9 protein-coding genes, 1 rRNA gene and 2 pseudogenes are annotated in these 13,703 nt (G+C 58.7%); 8 read left to right on the top strand and 4 right to left on the bottom strand.

Annotation, left to right across the window (positions count from 1 at the left end; genetic code table 11):
- The first annotated feature begins 106 nt into the window (after positions 1 to 106).
- Positions 107 to 445: a hypothetical protein gene (locus HU759_RS01585; RefSeq protein ID WP_017134430.1), complete on the top strand. Its 339-nt coding sequence runs from the start codon at positions 107 to 109 to the stop codon at positions 443 to 445.
- Positions 446 to 526: 81 nt separating this feature from the next.
- Here the strand turns inward: HU759_RS01585 and lapD are convergent, their stop codons facing one another.
- Together lapD and lapG are read right to left on the bottom strand one after the other, a co-directional pair.
- Positions 527 to 2,473 carry a cyclic di-GMP receptor LapD gene (lapD, locus tag HU759_RS01580; RefSeq protein WP_017134431.1) on the bottom strand — a complete coding sequence of 649 codons (1,947 nt, stop codon included), beginning with the start codon at positions 2,471 to 2,473 and terminating at the stop codon, positions 527 to 529.
- Positions 2,474 to 2,487: 14 nt separating this feature from the next.
- Positions 2,488 to 3,180, bottom strand: coding sequence for a cysteine protease LapG (lapG, locus tag HU759_RS01575; RefSeq protein ID WP_017134432.1), 693 nt, complete (start codon positions 3,178 to 3,180; stop codon positions 2,488 to 2,490).
- 249 nt (positions 3,181 to 3,429) lie between these two features.
- Between lapG and HU759_RS01570 the strand changes: the two genes are divergently transcribed.
- The 5 genes from HU759_RS01570 to HU759_RS01550 all read left to right on the top strand — a co-directional run bounded on the left by HU759_RS01570 (position 3,430) and on the right by HU759_RS01550 (position 10,062).
- A complete protein-coding gene (locus HU759_RS01570) occupies positions 3,430 to 4,140 on the top strand; it encodes a GntR family transcriptional regulator (protein WP_017134433.1) in 711 nt (236 codons plus the stop codon).
- Positions 4,141 to 4,518: 378 nt separating this feature from the next.
- A complete protein-coding gene (locus HU759_RS01565) occupies positions 4,519 to 5,277 on the top strand; it encodes a DUF3050 domain-containing protein (protein WP_017134434.1) in 759 nt (252 codons plus the stop codon).
- Positions 5,274 to 6,230, top strand: a complete 957-nt coding sequence (locus tag HU759_RS01560; RefSeq protein WP_186618455.1) for a diiron oxygenase — start codon at positions 5,274 to 5,276, stop codon at positions 6,228 to 6,230. The genes HU759_RS01565 and HU759_RS01560 overlap by 4 nt, the downstream gene beginning before the upstream one ends.
- Positions 6,218 to 9,592: an amino acid adenylation domain-containing protein gene (locus tag HU759_RS01555; protein WP_186618457.1), complete on the top strand. Its 3,375-nt coding sequence runs from the start codon at positions 6,218 to 6,220 to the stop codon at positions 9,590 to 9,592. Before HU759_RS01560 ends, HU759_RS01555 begins: the two co-directional genes overlap by 13 nt.
- 11 nt (positions 9,593 to 9,603) lie before the next feature.
- Positions 9,604 to 10,062: an SRPBCC family protein gene (locus tag HU759_RS01550; RefSeq protein WP_017134437.1), complete on the top strand. Its 459-nt coding sequence runs from the start codon at positions 9,604 to 9,606 to the stop codon at positions 10,060 to 10,062.
- Positions 10,063 to 10,100: 38 nt separating this feature from the next.
- Here the strand turns inward: HU759_RS01550 and HU759_RS01545 are convergent, their stop codons facing one another.
- Complete coding sequence (locus HU759_RS01545) at positions 10,101 to 11,981, bottom strand: methyl-accepting chemotaxis protein (protein WP_186618459.1); 1,881 nt, start codon at positions 11,979 to 11,981, stop codon at positions 10,101 to 10,103.
- Positions 11,982 to 12,366: 385 nt separating this feature from the next.
- On the opposite strand from HU759_RS01545, the pseudogene HU759_RS01540 reads away from it, so the two are divergent.
- A pseudogene (locus tag HU759_RS01540) lies at positions 12,367 to 13,041 on the top strand (FecR domain-containing protein); the annotation flags it as partial.
- A gap of 136 nt (positions 13,042 to 13,177) precedes the next feature.
- A pseudogene (locus tag HU759_RS01535) lies at positions 13,178 to 13,360 on the top strand (hypothetical protein); the annotation flags it as partial.
- A 181-nt stretch (positions 13,361 to 13,541) separates the two neighbouring features.
- Here HU759_RS01535 and rrf read toward each other — a convergent pair.
- A 5S ribosomal RNA gene (gene rrf, locus HU759_RS01530) occupies positions 13,542 to 13,657 on the bottom strand.
- Positions 13,658 to 13,703: the final 46 nt, after the last annotated feature.

Genomic DNA, 13,703 nt, shown 5'->3' with positions numbered 1-13,703 from the left:
GATACGTCGCTGGCCCTGGCGGCCGGTTGCATCGCATACTCGCGACCATAAACACAGCATTGACCTATGCTGGTGAACGCGTGTGGCTCATTTTCGAGGGATTCTTATGTTTTACGTGCAACGTGATGCACAGGGAGTGCTGAGTCGCGTGGAGGCCGCCGCCTTTGCCGATTCGACCGAAACCCTGCCGGCCGATCACCATGAGATCCAGGCCTGGTACGCCAACGAAGTGGTGGAAACCAGCCTGGCCCAGCTCAAACAAAGTGACATGGAGATGATCCGGGTACTGGACGACTTGATTCAGGTACTGACCCGCAAGGGCGTGATCAGCGTCACCGACCTGCCCCCGGCGGCCCAGGCCAAGCTGATGGACCGTAACCATGCACGGGAAGCGCTGGGTGGGTTGAGCCATCTGATCAATGATGAAGAGACTGGGTTGATCTGATTTCTTAAAGTCGAACCGGATCGAAATGTGGGAGCTGGCTTGCCTGCTCCCACACAAGCCCGCACACACATTGGATTTGCATCACTTCCAGGGAGCAGGCTCACCAATCAACTGCCCCTGCACACCGAAAATCCCCATCTCGCGAATCACCTTCAATTCACCTTCGGTCTCCACGCGCTCGGCAATCAACGGCAAGTCGATGCTGTGGGCCGCGCGCTGGATCGCTTCGATAAACAGGCGTTTGTCGCTTTCCTGGTCGATGGCGCGGATGTAGCTGCCGTCGATCTTCAGGTACGCCAGGCCCAGGCGTGCCAGGTTGCCGATCATGCTGAAGCGCCCACCAAAACGCTGCAGACTGAGGGAGAAGCCCAACTCGCGCAGGCGCTGGGTCAACTGCTCCAGCAGAGCCTGCTCGGGTAATTGTTCTTCGCCGATCTCCAGGGTCAAGCGCGGGCCGAGGTTGCTGTGCTGGCGCAGCAACTCGACAATCCGGTTCAACGCCTGGGCGTCCTGCAAGGTGGCCGCCGAGAGGTTCAGCGCCAGGCTGTGCGTATGGCTGGCCATCTGCTTGAGCACGTGTTCGAGCATCAGTCGGTCCAGGCGTGCAGTCCAGCCGAAACGCTCAAGCCACGGCAGGAAACGCCCGGCCGGGATGGTGTGGCCGTCGTCATCCTGCAAACGCGACAGCACTTTGTAGTGCAGCACCAATTGCGGGTCCTGGCTGGCGACAACCGGCTGGAAGTACAGCTCAAAACGCTGGTGGGTAAGGGCCTGGTCCAACAGCGTGTGCCAGGCATGGTGATCGTCACCGACACTGGCGGCGGCGCTGTGGTCCAGGCACACCCAACTGCTGTCGCCCTGCCCTTCGGCCTGGGCCAGAGCCTGGTCAGCCAGGGTCAGCAATGCCTGGGGCGAATCACCGTGGTTGAATGGCGCAAGGCCAATGTAGGCCACCGGCGTGACGTCACTGGCACTGGTGGCCTGCAGGCTGAGCAGGGTGCTTTCAAGGTTTTGTGCCAATTGCAGCGCTTCTTCACGCACCAGCCCGGGCGCCAGCACCGCGAACTCACCACCACGAATACGGGTGACGAGGTTGTGGGTTTCCGGGTAAGGCTCACACTGGCGCAACAATTGTTCGCCAACCGCTTGCAGCAACTGGTCGGTGCGCTGGCCACCCAGGCGTTGGTTAAGGCCGGCCAGGTCCTTGACTCGTAGCAGCAGCAGGTAACCGGAATTGGTGTCTTCCGGGTTACTGACGCGGGCGTTGAGCTGCATCTCGAAATAACGCCGGTTGGCGAGGCCGGTCAGGTTGTCTTGATAGGATTCGATGCGCAATTTTTCACTGCGCTCGGCCTGCTCCTGGAACAGCGCCTTGAGTTTCTCGACCATCTGGTTCATGGCCTGCACTACGCGCCGCAGTTCCGGCGTGCGGGGCAGATCCGGCAGGCTGAGAAACTCGCGGCGGGCGATGGCGTGGGACTGTTTGACCATGTAGTCCAACGGCTTCAACTGCCGACGCAGCAGCAATGCACCGAGCACCGCACTCACCGCGCCGCACAGCAGCAACCAGCCCAGGCTGCCCAAGGCGCTTTGCCAGAGCTTGGCCAGGGCGAACATCGGGTGGCTGACCACCTCCACGCGCGCCGCCTGCTCCCAGCCGCGGTTGACCAGTGCATCGCCGCCGGCCGGTTCAAGGCCGATCAGCTTGACGAACCAGTTGGGCACGCCGTTGTTGTCCGGGATGCCGCTGCGTTCGACGATGGTTTTGTCGGTGGCTAAATCCACCACGCGGATGCTGGCGTAATAGCCACTGTCGAAAATCGAGCTGACCAGCAACTCCACCATCGCCGGGTCGTCGATATTGGGCGTCAGCGACAATGCCAGCGCAGTAGCCGCGTCCTGTGCATGGGAGCGCAATTGGTTGACGTATTGGGTGCGCGAGCTTTCCAGGCTGACCATGAAGCTGCCGCTGAAGGCGACCACCAGGAACAGACAGATTGCGATCAATAGTTGTTTGAACAGTGACATCCGATCAGTTACTCCTAGTTGGCAGGCTCGGCCGGGAAGCCTTCCGCACGCATTTTTTTCAACACATCCTGCCAACGCGACAAGCGTTTGGTATCACCGACTTTCTTGTTGCCCTTGGCGCCGGGCAGGTACAAGCCCTCGGCGTTGAATGAGTACACCGGCACCAGGTCGGTACGGCGGGTGGCCGGCAGGATCTCATCCATCAGGCTGTCGAGCACCAGCGGGATGGCATCGGGCGTCGGGTAATACGTCAGCACCATGTGCGCGCGATTCTGACGCAAAGCCTTAACGTAAGTAATGCGCAATTTGTCGCTGGAGACGCCCAGGTGGCGCAGGCTGAAATACTTGGCGATTGCGTAGTCCTCGCAATCTCCTGCACCCTTCCACAGCGCTTCGATGGGGGTTTCCCAATAGTCGACCACGTGCCAGAGGTCGATGTCTTCTACGTAGCTCATTTGCTTGTTGAAGAACAGGTTGACGACCTTGAGCTGCTCCTGTTCATCGACCTTCTTTTCAGTCGCCAACAGGCGCTGCCAGGCGTCGATGCGCTGTTGGCCCTCGCCGAGCGGCCCGTACAGAGCCGTGGCTTTGCGGCTGATCTGCGAGAAATCCCAATCGGCATGCAGCCCGCCGGGCATCAGGCCAGCGAGCAAAGTCGCTGAAAGTAGCCAGCCGACTATTCGAGAGGGAATAAAACTTACCGCCAAGGCGTTCAGTCCGTGAAGGGAGACGGAATTTCAGGGATGGTGAAGCTTCGATCAACAAAAAACAATGGCACAGTGCAATCATTCATGAGGGGTTCGAGTTTATAAACACCGCTTGTGGGACTCACAAAGTTCCGCCTGTAAGCCCTTACAAACTGAAACTTTGGCTGTTTGACAAGCGCGCGACCCATCTCTAGTGTGCTTTGGATCCAATTAAACACACTCCATTCAAGAAGGGAGGATAGCGTAACCGTGACGCAGAAGCCGAACCCATTAAGCAGCATCAAAATCAGCGGGCCTATTCCCGCCCATCTTGCACGCGCCGTTATTGAAGAAACGTTGCGCAATGCCATTCTCGACGGCAGGTTGCCCTGTGGTACCGCGATGCGCCAGCAAGAATTGGCCAGCCTGTTCGGCGTCAGCCGCATGCCCGTGCGCGAAGCCTTGCGCCAGCTGGAAGCCCAGTCCTTGCTCCATGTGGTAACCCACAAAGGTGCTGTGGTTGCGCCGTTGATCCAAGACAATTCGGCCGAGACCTATGCCCTGCGCATGTTGCTGGAATCCGAAGCGCTGCGCCTGTCAATTCCGTTGCTCACCGACGCAGACATTGCCGAGGCTGAAGCCTGCATCAATGCGTTGGAACAAGAGCGTGACTATGCCGAGATTGGCCGGCTCAATCGGCTGTTCCACATGGCGTTGTATGGCAAGGCGCCCAACCAGCGGTTGCTCAATCTGGTTGCGCACGGCTTGAATGAGGAGGAACGCTTTCTGCGCTTCAACCTCGAAGCGATGGGCCTGGGCGAGACATCCCAGGAAGATCACCGTGAATTGCTGAACCTGGTGGTGCACAAGAAAGTCGACGAAAGCATCCTGACGCTACGCAATCACCTGATGCGCGGCATGGAAGTGATCAATACCTACCTCGATAGCCTTGAGGGCACCGCAAAAAAAACTTCACAGTAAGGGTCTACACCGCCCTTTCTTGCCACGTTAACGCTATGGGGTATCTATCCTATCAGGAAGTGCCCCATGTTTATGCGCCACGCTGAGATTAACATTCAAATAAGCCCACGCTTGTTAAAGAAACTTCTCACACACTTGCACACTACTTGATCACGACTAGTTGCTTCCCGCAAAAACATTTAATACTTTCATCAGTTTATCCAAACGTTTAATCGGATTATTATCTTTCACCCATAAAAGAACACTTCATTCGGCAGTGCCAACCTATGTCAGGTTAGCGCTGTACGCGTGGCTTGCCTAAACGCCGGCCATCCGCTTTTCATTACAAAACCCCATTACTGTTTCCAGAGCAGTCGCAACAACTTATAGGCGTCAACCATGCATCAACATTTGCTTGAACAAAAAAAACTACAGCTATGCAGCCATCCGTTATTTGCAGAAATAACTTCACTTAACAAGTTACAAATTTTTATGGAGCAGCATGTATTTGCTGTTTGGGACTTCATGAGCTTGGCTAAACGCCTGCAGCAGGATCTGACATGCATGCAATTGCCGTGGCTGCCACCCGTTGACCCGCAAAGCGCACGGCTGATCAATGAAATAGTGCTTGGCGAAGAGTCAGACGAACATCCAACGCGTGGCCACTGCAGCCACTTCGAGCTATATCTGGAGGCGATGACCGAGACTGGCGCAGACACCTCAGCCATCCAACGCTTCATTGAACTGCAGCGCCAAGGCGTCCAGGCAGATGCTGCGATGCAAAGGGTCAATGTACGCCCTGGCGTAACGCGCTTCGTCAGCAGCACCTTGCAGATCGCGCTGAACGCGCCCGCCCACTGTGTGGCAGCGACGTTCCTGCACGGCCGCGAGAGCGTCATCCCATCGATGTTCGAACGTATTCTGCAGGGCGACGCCTTCATGGCGCGTCAGGCACCGTTGTTCTGTCACTACCTCAGCCGTCACATCGAACTGGACACCGAGGATCATGGCCCAGGTGCAGAGCAGTTACTCCAGCGCTTGATCGGTGCCGACCCCAAGCGCCAACGCGAAGCGGATGAAACCGCCATCAGCGCCATAGAAAACCGCCTCGGTTTCTGGGACGACGTACATGCCTCCCTACACGAGGTGCGACCATGAACTCCGCAGACTACCGCTCGTTTGCCGAAGATTGGGAACGTCGCGCCACCATCCGCACGCGCCCCCGGCGCCTGCTGGAAAACGACGATCGCTTGATCTTTCCGCTCTGCCGCCAACCCTTGGTGCTAAACGCAACTTTTGTCGAGCATTGCCCGCAGTGGCGCGACTTCGTGTTGACGCAAAGTTTCTACAAATTCATTAATGACGTGGTGATCTTCGAAACCGAGATCGTCGACAGGACCGCCCGCAGCATTGCCAAGAATCGCTTCACACTGCCCTTCCCCCTTGCCTGTCGCATTGATGCGATGACGGTCGTGGTCGATGAGGATTACCACGCGCTGGTCGCGTTGGACTTCCTGCAACAGACCATTGAACTGACCGGCATACAACCGCTCGAGCTGCCCACGCAAATCGAACTGAGCCGGGCCTTGCCGGCCGCCCAGGCGCTTGCCCCGCAACACCTGCACGACGCTGTAGCGTTGATTGGCGTGGCCATCGCCGAGAACACCGTCACCCACGATGTAGCGGCGTTTGCCAAGGACGATAGCGTCAAACCTTCGATTCGCGGCTTGATGGCCGACCACTTGTTTGACGAGGGGCGTCACGCCCAGTTCTGGACGCAGCTGGTGCGTCTCTACTGGCAGGCGGCTAGCCCGGCAGACCGCGACAACATCGCCGCAGTCCTGCCGACCTTCTTGACCCACTACCTGACCAACACGCTGCACAAAGGCTTCGACCTTCAGCTTGTCGAGCACCTGGACGTAGGCACCGACATCCGCCAGGCACTACGCGACGAAGTCACGGCCCTGCACTTTCCCATCACCCGCCAGCACCCGCTGCTCGGCAATATCATGGGGTTCCTGCATAACAGCGGCGTGCTGCACACACCAAGCGTCGCCCGCGCGTTGAGCGACTACCTGCCCGAGTCGGGGAGGCAGACATGCGACGTCTGAGTATCGGATGGGCCGGCACCAGCCACGCCCTGATTGCGCTGAAGCAAGTGCTCGAAGAATACGGACACGCCAGCGTGACACAAGCCTTCGACCTGTTTATCGAGGACGGCACTCAAGCGCCGCTCGCATACTGTGCCGCAACCCGATGGTTAAGCCTGCGGTTGGGTATCGGCCCGGTGTACGAAGGCGGCCTGCCCTCACTGCAGTTACGCTGCTATGACCGTGACCAACGCGTGCTGGCGGTACATAACGTTGCCGAGGAGCCCAGCGGCAACGGCCAGCGATTGCGCCGGCAGGCGACAAGCTCACTCGTGGAGTGGGCCACCTCGCTGGTCAGCGGCTTCTCGAGGGATGCGGGCTTTTTTGCCGCCAGCAGCACCATTAACCTCTGGCCTGAACAAAGCTTGCACGGACTGGACGCCCTTGCGTTTATGCACCGGTTCAATCGCACCGACCAGCCAGCATTGTTGCTGGCTGCCCAGGTGCCGATGATCGAGCGATTGCAGGCCGGTCTGCACGCCTTCGCCGAGCGCCCGGCGCTGAACATCGCGGGTAGCGTGCTGACCTACCGCCAATTGCAGCTTCGCGCCTTGTCGATCCAGCAACGCCTGCACCCTCTACTGGAAGGCGTTGAGACGCCGGTGGTTGGCGTGTGCCTGGAAAAGTCCGTCGAGTTGTATGCCAGTATTCTCGCTGTACTCGGTTGCGGCGCGGTGTATCTGCCACTGGCTCCGGATCATCCGCCGCAACGCCAGCAGGCCATGCTGGAACACAGCGGCGCCAAGGTATTGCTGGATGACGGCCGACACCCTTTGCGCGAGCAGTTCACGACACTGAGTGTCGGCAATATTGACTCCAACCACGCCGACATCACGCAGCCATTGATACAACGCCGCCCCGACATCGACGCTCCGTGCATGGTGCTGTTCACCTCGGGCACCACCGGCCAGCCCAAAGGCGTACTACTGAGCCAGGGCAATCTTGCGCATTTCACCAGCTGGACCGGCGCCAGCCTGGCGTTGGATGAACACAGCCGTGTCCTGCAGTTTTCGCCACTGAGTTTCGACTCATCACTGATCGATATCTTCCCGGCCCTGATCGCCGGTGCCGAGTTGATCGTCCCAAGCGAAGAGCAGCGGCGCGACCCTCAGCAACTGGTCGAGTTGATTCGCCAACAGCGCATCAGCCATGGTTTTTTGCCGCCGGCGCTACTGAGCATCCTGCCGTTGGAAGAGCCCCTGGGCCTGACCCATCTGTTGACCGGCGGCGATGCCTGCGAGCCCTATGTGATCGAACGGCTGGCGGGCCAGTGCCAGTTGCACAACCTCTACGGCCCTACCGAGACCACGGTGCTGGTCAGCCACCGGACGTTGCGCCCCGGTGACAGCAATCGCAACGTGGGGCGCCCCATTGCCAACAGCCAGGTGCTGATCCTCGATGACGCGCTGCAACCGGTGGATGAGCAGGTCATGGGCGACCTTTACATCACAGGCCCTGGCGTAGGGCTGGGGTATGTGACCGCGCCGCCGCCCGGGGGCAACCCGTTCGTTGAGCTTACGTTGCCGGGCGGCCAAGCGCTGAGGGCCTACCGCAGCGGTGACCGGGCCAAATGGACGGCGGACGGTATAGAGCTGGGCGGACGACGGGACGATCAGGTGAAAATCCGGGGCTTTCGCGTCGAACCCCAGGAGATCGAACAGTGCCTGCGCAGCAGTCGGCTATTTCGCCAAGTGGCGGTGGTGATCGACCTTGACCGACGGATTTTAGCTTTTGCCGCCCAGCCCGAGGCCGACACAACGGTGACGGATCTGAAGCAGCATGCAGAGCAGTGGTTGCCGGCTTACATGCAACCCGAGCGCTGGACAGAGCTGCCGGGCATGCCCTGCACCGGCAATGGCAAAATTGACCGCCAGGCGTTGCTGACGGTGCTCGGGCACGCGATGCCGCGCACCGCCCGCGCCTCGGCGCAAACGCCGCTGCAAACGCAACTGGTGACCCTGTGGAGCGAGTTGTTGGGCGTGCCTGGCGTTGATCTTTGTATTGATGAGAGTTTTTTCAATCTGGGCGGCCATTCCATCTTGCTGTCGACCTTGCTGCTGCGATTGCGCGAACAGTTTGGCCGCAGCCTTTCTTTGAACCGTTTTTTTGAAGCACCGACGATTCGTTCGCTTGCCTTGCTGATGGAAGACGCCGCACCGTCTTACACACCGTCATGCCAGATGGAAAAGGACGCATGCCAGGCGCTGAATGTAGAAATCCTGCCAGAGCGGTCCGCTGGGGATCCGCGCAAGGTGATCGTCACGGGTGCAAACAGCTTCGTGGGTGTGCATCTGGTCGAAGCGTTGTTGGCGGGTGGAGCACAGGAGGTGGCATGCCTGGTGCGTGAACGCCCGGGGCACTCGGCGCCAGCGCGGTTTGCACAGGCACTGCGCGAGTACCACCTGGAGCATCTGGACCTGAGCCGTGTGCAGGTTTATGCCGCTGACATGAGCCAGCCTCGTCTGGGCCTGGCCTGCGATGTCTATGACCACCTCGCCCGAAACCATGGTGTGTTGGTGCACAACGCAGCCAGGGTCAACCATGTGCTGGACTATGCCTCACTCGCCCGGGATAACGTCGAACCCGTGCTTGAGTGCCTGCGCCTGTGTGAAACCCACAGCAAGAAAGTCTTCAACTTCATCTCGACGCTGTCAGCCTGCAGCAGCATCGACGCTCAGGGTCACATCCTCGAAGCACCGGCCGTGGCCACGTTGCCGCTCTACCTCAAGAATGGCTACAACCTTTCCAAGTGGGTTGCCGAGCGGCTGCTGGGGCGTGCGGTCGAACAAGGTGCCTGGGTGAATATTCATCGACCGGGGAATATTGCGTTCAACAGCCACAACGGTGTTTGCCAGCCGCAAAACAACCGCCTGATGCTGATGCTCAAGGGGTCGCTGCAGTTGGGCCTCGCGCCCAGCCTGGAAGTGAATTTTGACTTGATGCCGGTGGACTTTCTCGCACGTTTCGTCGCGTTTCACTGCGGTCAATTCGCGGCACGGCGAAACGTCTTCAACCTGCATAACCCGCAGCCTTTGAGCTGGGACCATTACCTGGATGCATTCAGCCAGGCCGGCCATCTTTTCGAACGGGTGAGCGTCGCGCAGTGGCAAAAGATGCTGCCAACGGTGGGGCCTGATAACGCGCTGTTTGGCGTACTGGGTTTTTACCTGGATGACCTCGCGGAAGATATCAGCGACGTCTCGATGATTTGTCACGACAACGCACGCCAGGGTGTGGCAGCGATGGGCGAACAGTACCCGCGAAAGGACCCTGCGCTGTTGCGCAAAGGCTGCGACCACCTCAAGGCCATTGGCTTTCTTTGACAGGACTCCTTATGGAACCGCTGCAACCCGATACATTGATCCGTAACCCGAATGGCGCGCCGCTGATAGCGTGTGTTGACGTCGCGTGCGATGCCGCAAGCCTGTGGAGTGTGGTGGGAAATTTTGCAGGCTTTGATGCCTTCATTCCTGCCCTGTCGCACATCGAAATGACGGGAACCGGCGTAGGCGCATTACGCACCAAATTTTTCCATGATGGGCATCGCGTCGTTGAGCAACTCAACAGCCGTGACGACGAAGCGATGTGCATGACGTGGACCACCCTCTACAACACCTTGGGGGTCGCGCGGCTATGGGCCGCCATGCGTGTGGAAGCACTTGGCGCCAAACACGCCAGGGCGACCTGGACGCTGATTGGCGAACCGGTTGATACACCGCAGGCGGCGTTCGAGCAGTTTGCGCAGGCTTTTGCCGATAGCGCCTTGGAGAATGTGCGCCGGATGTTCGACTGATCAGCAGGAGCGAGAGGCCTCGCTCCTGCCAAGCCGGGTCAGATCTTGAAGCTGTCGACCAGTTGCTTCAATCGACTGGCCTGCTGCGACAACGCATCGCAGTCCTTGAGCGTTTCGTTGAGGTTGACGACACCTTGCTGGTTCAACAGATTGATCTGGTTGATATCAACGTTGAGGGTTTCAACCACTGCGGTCTGCTCTTCGGTAGCCGCCGCAACCGATTGGTTCATGCCATCGATCTCGACGATTCGCTGCGTCACGCTGACCAGGCGCTCACCCGCCTGGTTGGCCACTTCAACGCTTTCTTCGCTGGAGACCTGGCTGGCGTTCATGGTGGTCACGGCTTCACGCGAGCCCACTTGCAGCGAAGTGATCATCTTGTGGATCTCTTCGGCCGATTCCTGGGTACGGTGCGCCAGGTTGCGCACTTCATCGGCAACCACGGCAAATCCGCGCCCGGCTTCACCGGCACGCGCAGCCTCGATCGCCGCGTTGAGCGCCAGCAAGTTGGTTTGCTGGGAGATGCCTTTGATCACATCCAGGATGTGCCCAATGTTATCGGTGCTGGCGTTGAGGGTTTCGATCTGCGTACAGGACAAGCTGATCTTTTGCGACAGTTCCGACATGGCCAGGATGGTTTGCTCCACGACCTTGCGCCCGTCATCTGCTTGCTCGCTGGCACCGCTGGCATGTTGCGATGCGTCGGCTGCGTTGCGGGCGATTTCCTGGGTGGCGGCGCCCAGCTCGTTGATGGCGGCTGCCACGCTGTTGGTGCGCGCGCTTTGCTCGTCCGAGCCGATGATCGAAGCGTTGGAGGATGCCATGACGCGCTGTGACAGGTCGTGCACCTGACGCGTAGCCGAAGACACTTCGGAAATCGAGGCATGGATGCGCTCGACGAATTGGTTGAACGCACTGCCCACTTCGCCGAACTCATCTTTGCTGGTCACGTCCAGGCGGCGGGTCAAATCGCCTTCGCCCTGGGCGATGTCCTGCATGGCCACGCCCATAGTGGTCAGCGGGCGCAACAGCACTTGAATCAGCAGGCTGAGCAGTACAGCGATCGCCACCACGGCGATCAACATGGCGATCAGTGCCGATGTACGGAATTTACTCAGTGGTGCGTAGGCTTTGTCTTTGTCGATCGACAGGCCGATGTACCAATCCGCGCCCGGCAAACTGCTGATCGGGGTAAATGACAGAATACGGTCCTGGCCGTTGAGTACAACGTCCTGGCTGACCTTCTCGATACGCAGGCTGGTGCCAGGGTAGATATCCTTGAGGTTCTTCATCACCTGGTCCTGGTCAGGACTGACGATGACCTGGCCATCGGCGCTGACCAGGAACGCATGGCCAATACCCCCGAAGTCCACCGAATTGATGATCTTCACCAGGGTTTGCAGACTCAGGTCACCGCCGACTACGCCGAGCAGCTCGCCGTTCTTTTTGACCGGCAGGGCGATGGTCACGATTTGCCCGCCAACCGCCGCCATATAAGGCGGAGTGAGCATGGTTTTATCGGCCGCGACCGCCTGCTTGTACCAAGGGCGCTGACGAGGGTCGTAATCGTCGGGCATCTTGGCGTCAGGGCGCTGCGTAAATACGCCGTTGGTTTGGCCGACATAGGTGAACTGGAAGTTCGAGGTGAGCGCGGGCTGGTCGACCAGCCCTGGCAGGTCAGCACCGCTGCCCTGGTGAGCAACGTTTTGCGCCAGGCTTTCGAGGACCAGGATGCGGCCACTGAGCCAGTTCTGCACGCTGCTGGCCGTGAGTTCGCCCGATTGTTGAATGGACGACTCAAGGTTTTGTTTGATGGTGCTGCGCTGCAGGTAATCGTTGTAGAGGGTAAATAGCGCGAAGGCCAGAACCACGACGCCTGACGCGGCCAGTAGAATTTTATGACTGAACTTGAGATTCATTTCATCGACTTCTTTTGCCAAAGGGGGGTGAGCGTGCCGAGTGGAACATTCCATGTAACGGGATAGGCGGACTCTTCGGCCGCTCTATTTCGGTGCACGCATGGCTCGTCAGGCTTTCGGCCACTTCAGGAGAAATCTTAGAGATTTGTGAGAAGCATCCTGATTTTGAGTAGGAAACCGACCAGCGGTAGACGCTCAGGGTTCGGCGCTGCAAATTTTTTCTGCCCTCGCGACAATGCGACTAATTGTCATTTGTGACACTTGGCCAGGCCTGTGTGAGTGCCCTCTACTGACTACATTGCGCGCGAAAGGGTTGTACACACGCTTTGCAGCACCCACCACAACTGGCTCAACACTTGTCTGCGCAGTCGCTTGGGCAAGGGCGGCGATTCCTGGGGCGCATGCGGCACTGGAAAACGTCGCACAAGGCTTGGGCCGACGACGGGCACTGAAGGTGTTGTCGAGTGTGGTGTTGGTGGGGTCCGCGGCGTGGATAAGCCGGGACATGACCGGCTGGCAGCGCTGGACCTCCGATTTCGCAACCGCCACCGGCGAGCGGCGCAGCGTGCAATTACCGGACGGCACACGCCTGCAACTCAACTCCGACAGTACGGTGTACCTCACCTTCAATCCGCAACAGCGCCTGATCACATTGGTGCGCGGGGAAATCCAGGTGACCTGCGGTTCGCTATCGTCAGCACCTTTGCTGGTACACACTCGCCACGGCTTGCTCGAAGGCATCGATGGGCGTTTTACCGTTAGCCAAGACAGCGAGTGCACACGCTTGAGCGTGGTCAGCGGCAATGTGGCCATCCATTCACCGCAGACGGCCGATGGGCTGATTGTGACGCGAGACATGCGCCAGGCTGACTTGGTGTCGGATGTGGAGCGCTACCGTCAGGGTTACCTGGGCTGTGCGGCGGATATCGGCGACTTGCGGCTATCAGGGGTTTTCCGCTTGGACGACACCGACAAGTTGCTGACGATCGTTGCGCAAACACTGCCAGTTCAAGTGCGCTATCGCACACGTTGGTGGGTGAGCCTGGAACGCCTGGCCTGACTTTTTCAGTTTTTGTTGGCGGCTTTTTTCCGTGAGTACGGCTTAGACAGTAAGCCTCTTTATCTGCCTTGACCGGCCTCTACGGACCTTGATCATGACTGTGCGCTTTCTCAACGACTCACCAGACTCCTCCTACCATACGTTGTTTGACGCTTCAGGAGGATACGACTTGGGCAAAGTGGGCTTGATGGGTGTGGATGTAAGGCTCAATGCCAACAACCTGACCAATGAGAGTTATGTGGCGTCCTGTGCCAGCCTGAACTTTTGCTATCTGGGTGAAGAGCGTAATGTCAGTGCGGCGGTCAGCTATCAGTTCTGATCCGTTAAAGCTTCTAACAAGCCGGCGCCTGATTCCTGGTGCCGGCTTTTTTGTGGGTGTCGTCAGGTTGCCTTTGTCCGGCCCAGACGTATATGTGGGCGATCTGCAGCCGGGGCATTATCATCCCCCCTAAACGACAAAACCCCTGTCTGCGTTAGCAGACAGGGGTTTTGGAATTTAATCTTGACGATGACCTACTCTCACATGGGGAAACCCCACACTACCATCGGCGATGCATCGTTTCACTGCTGAGTTCGGGATGGGATCAGGTGGTTCCAATGCTCTATGGTCGTCAAGAAATTCTGTGTACCAGCCCGTTGCGCTTGCAACGTGCCGGTGAAAT

Origin of the sequence: Pseudomonas sp. OE 28.3, assembly GCF_014268205.2 — a bacterium.
GTDB lineage: Bacteria > Pseudomonadota > Gammaproteobacteria > Pseudomonadales > Pseudomonadaceae > Aquipseudomonas > Aquipseudomonas edaphica.
The sequence above is the reverse complement of the archived record's forward strand: the minus strand, read 5'-3'. Positions and strand labels throughout refer to the sequence as shown.

Bases quoted from the DNA above. Each gene is read 5' to 3' on its own strand.
- HU759_RS01550 (WP_017134437.1), top strand. From the start codon at position 9,604: ATGGAACCGCTGCAACCCGATACATTGATCCGTAACCCGAATGGCGCG.
- HU759_RS01585 (WP_017134430.1), top strand. From the start codon at position 107: ATGTTTTACGTGCAACGTGATGCACAGGGAGTGCTGAGTCGCGTGGAG.
- lapD (WP_017134431.1), bottom strand. From the start codon at position 2,473: ATGTCACTGTTCAAACAACTATTGATCGCAATCTGTCTGTTCCTGGTG.
- HU759_RS01545 (WP_186618459.1), bottom strand. From the start codon at position 11,981: ATGAATCTCAAGTTCAGTCATAAAATTCTACTGGCCGCGTCAGGCGTC.
- HU759_RS01555 (WP_186618457.1), top strand. From the start codon at position 6,218: ATGCGACGTCTGAGTATCGGATGGGCCGGCACCAGCCACGCCCTGATT.
- HU759_RS01565 (WP_017134434.1), top strand. From the start codon at position 4,519: ATGCATCAACATTTGCTTGAACAAAAAAAACTACAGCTATGCAGCCAT.
- HU759_RS01560 (WP_186618455.1), top strand. From the start codon at position 5,274: ATGAACTCCGCAGACTACCGCTCGTTTGCCGAAGATTGGGAACGTCGC.